The sequence below is a fragment of the Methylobacterium sp. J-072 genome (assembly GCF_022829425.1).
Classification (GTDB): Bacteria; Pseudomonadota; Alphaproteobacteria; order Rhizobiales; family Beijerinckiaceae; genus Methylobacterium.
On the sequence record NZ_JAKSYK010000151.1, the window covers coordinates 1 to 2,879 of the forward strand.

The 2,879-nt window shown below is 70.9% G+C and carries 3 protein-coding genes; 2 read left to right on the top strand and 1 reads right to left on the bottom strand.

The window, feature by feature from the left end; genetic code table 11:
* On the bottom strand, positions 1–600 hold a 600-nt coding region (locus MKK67_RS17680), incomplete at its 3' end, for a LysR family transcriptional regulator (protein WP_243966514.1).
* Between the two features lie 103 nt (positions 601–703).
* On the opposite strand from MKK67_RS17680, the gene MKK67_RS17685 reads away from it, so the two are divergent.
* Positions 704–2,254 (top strand): MFS transporter, encoded by a 1,551-nt coding sequence (locus MKK67_RS17685; protein WP_243966516.1) that lies wholly within the window; start codon positions 704–706, stop codon positions 2,252–2,254.
* A 386-nt stretch (positions 2,255–2,640) separates the two neighbouring features.
* The coding region (locus tag MKK67_RS17690; protein WP_243966518.1) for an EVE domain-containing protein at positions 2,641–2,879 on the top strand (239 nt) is incomplete at its 3' end.

Here is a 2,879-nt window from a genome sequence, read left to right on the forward strand (position 1 = left end):
CAGGAGCTGGATGGCGACGTCCCGGACGGAGCAGCAGGGCGAGGTCGCGGCCAGGCGCAGCTTCTCGCCGGCCCGGTGCTCGAAATGCGGCGCCGCGAACCAGCCGAAATGCTCCGGCCCCAGGATCTCGCCGTCGCGCCGGTCGTCGTCGCTGCGGATGATGGGCGCGTCGAGCGTGCCGGCCTCGAACCCGTCGAGCAGCGGGCGGGCGTTGTCGAGCAGCACCTCGATCGCCAGCGCCGGGTCGAGGGACTTCAGCCGGGCGAGCAGGCCTGGCACCTCCGGACCCATGACGTGGGCGGCGATCCCGAGCCGGAAGCGGCGGCGCGGCTCCGCGAGACCCGCCACCGCCCGCTCATGCGCGGCCAGGAATTCCCGCGCCGCGCCGATGAAGATCTCGCCCTGCGCCGAGAGCCGGACCTGACGGGGCGTCCGCTCGATCAGCCGCTGGCCGAGCCGGTCCTCCAGCCGCCGCAGCTTCACGCTGACCGCGCCCTGCGTCACCCCGAGCGCCTCGGCGGCGCGGGTGAAGCTCCTGTGATCCGCCACCGTCACGAAGGTCCGGACCGCATCGACGTCGAGGGTGAGCACCGACACCATCCAGTTTCGTCATCACTGAAATAGAGTGCCATTCGATTGTGTTGTGATCAAGCGCGCGCCAGGTTCCGTCGCGTCCTCGTATCACCCTCGAAGGTGCGGACTCATGACGAGCAAGCTTGGCGGCCTCCAAGACCTTCCGGATTCCCTGCCCGGGGCCGGGCCGGATCTCATCCACTCCGATCGCAAAACCGAAAATAGCCTGGCGCTGGCGGCCGTCTGCCTGTCCGCGCTGATGCTGGGGCTGGAGATCTCCAGCATCCCGTCGATCCTGCCGACCCTGGAGCGGGTCCTGGGGGCGGATTTCCGGCAGCTCCAGTGGATCATGAACGCCTACACCGTGGCCATGACCACCTGCCTGATGGCGATGGGGACCCTGGCCGACCGGTTCGGCCGCAGGCGCGTCTTTTTGATCGGCGTGGCGGCGTTCGGGGCGGCCTCCCTCGTCTGCGGGCTGGCGCCGAGCGCCCCGGTCCTGATCGCGGCGCGGTTCTTCCAGGGCGCGAGCGCCGCCGCGATGCTGGCCTGCCAGACCGCCGTGCTGTCGCACCAGTTCCGGGACGGGGCCGAGCGCGGGACGGCCTTCGGCTGGTGGGGGATCGTGTTCGGCTTCGGGCTCGGCTTCGGCCCGCTGGTCGGCGGCGTCACCGTCGCGGTTTTGAGCTGGGAATGGGTTTTTTTGATCCACGTCCTTCTGGCGCTGGCTACTCTCGGCTTGGCGCGGGCCGGCATCGTCGAATCCTCCGATCCTCAGGCCAGGCGCGTCGACGGCGCCGGGATCGCGACCCTGTCGTTGGCGGTGTTCAGCCTGGTCTACCTGATCACCCGGGGGCAGCCGCTGCGCCCGGACGATCCGGCGAGCCTGCTGGCCCTTGCCGGCGCCGTGAGCCTCGTGGCCTTCGTCGTCGTGGAGGCCCGGGCGGCGCGGCCGATGTTCGACTTCGCGGCCTTCCGGAACCGCCGCTTCGCGGGCGCCCTGCTCGGGTCGAGCGCGATGAATTTCAGCTTCTGGCCGTTCGTGATCTACCTGCCGATCTATTTCCAGGCGGTGCTGGGCTACGACAGCGTGAGCGCCGGCCTCGCGCTCCTGGCCTACACGCTGCCGACCCTGGTGGTGCCGCCGCTCGCTGAGCGGCTGCTCTTGCGCCACGGCCCGGGCCTGGTCATCCCGCTCGGCCTGTTCACCCTCGGCGCCGGCTTCCTGTTGATGCGCCTGGCCGCCGCCGGCGCGCAGGCGAGCTGGCTGACGCTGCTGCCCGGCTGCCTCCTGGCCGGCACCGGGCTCGGCCTCACCAACACGCCGGTCACCAACACCGCCACGGGCGCCCTGCCCCCGGAGCGCGCCGGGATGGCCTCGGGCATGGACATGAGCGCGCGGATGATTGCGCTGGCCGTCAACATCGCCCTGATGGGCTTCATCCTGCTCCAGGGCGTCCGGTCCGGCCTTGGACCGCTGGCGCAGGGGGCGGCGCTCGACGCCCTCGCGGAGGTGGTGGCCGCCGGCAACCTTGCCGTGGCCGGGGCCGCGAATCTCACCGACGCGATCGCCCGGCAGGCGCTGGTCCGGGGCTTCGACGGGGTGATGCTCTATGGCGGGCTCTGCGCCTGGGCGTTCGCGGGGGCGAGCCGGATCGTGCTCGGCCGCAACCAGCGGTGAACCGCCGCCGAAGGGGCCTGTCCCAGCGCTTTCAAGGTGTTTGGCCCCGTGCGCGTCGTGGGGTCAGGGCTCCCGAGCAGATCACGCGCGCCCCTTTCCCGGACAGGTGAAGCGAAGCGGAACCAGATCCGGGACCCAGCAAACGAAGCGCCGCGCCAGCGGCACAGGTCGATCGGACGGACGCTTCGCGCTGTCGTGTGCTGGGTCCCGGGTCGCATTCCGCTGACGCTGCATGCGCCCGGGAAAAGGGCCGTGCAGACCGGCCAGACGCCATGTCCTGGCTCTCAACCCAACACCTTGAAAGGGTTGGGGCCTGTCCGCGCCGGGGACAGCTGCGCTATGGGGGCCGTGCCGCCGCGATGGGGCGGTCCTCGAGAGACGGCGTGATGGCGTACTGGCTGTTCAAATCCGAGCCCGCGACCTGGTCGTGGGCGCAGCAGGTCGAGGCCGGCGCGGCCGGGACGCACTGGAACGGCGTGCGCAACCACCTCGCCAAGAAGCACCTGATGGCCATGCAGGTCGGCGACCGGGGCTTCTTCTACCACTCGAACGAGGGCAAGGCTGTGGTCGGCATCGTCGAGGTGATCCGGCCCTACTACCCCGACCACACCGACGCGACCGGCCG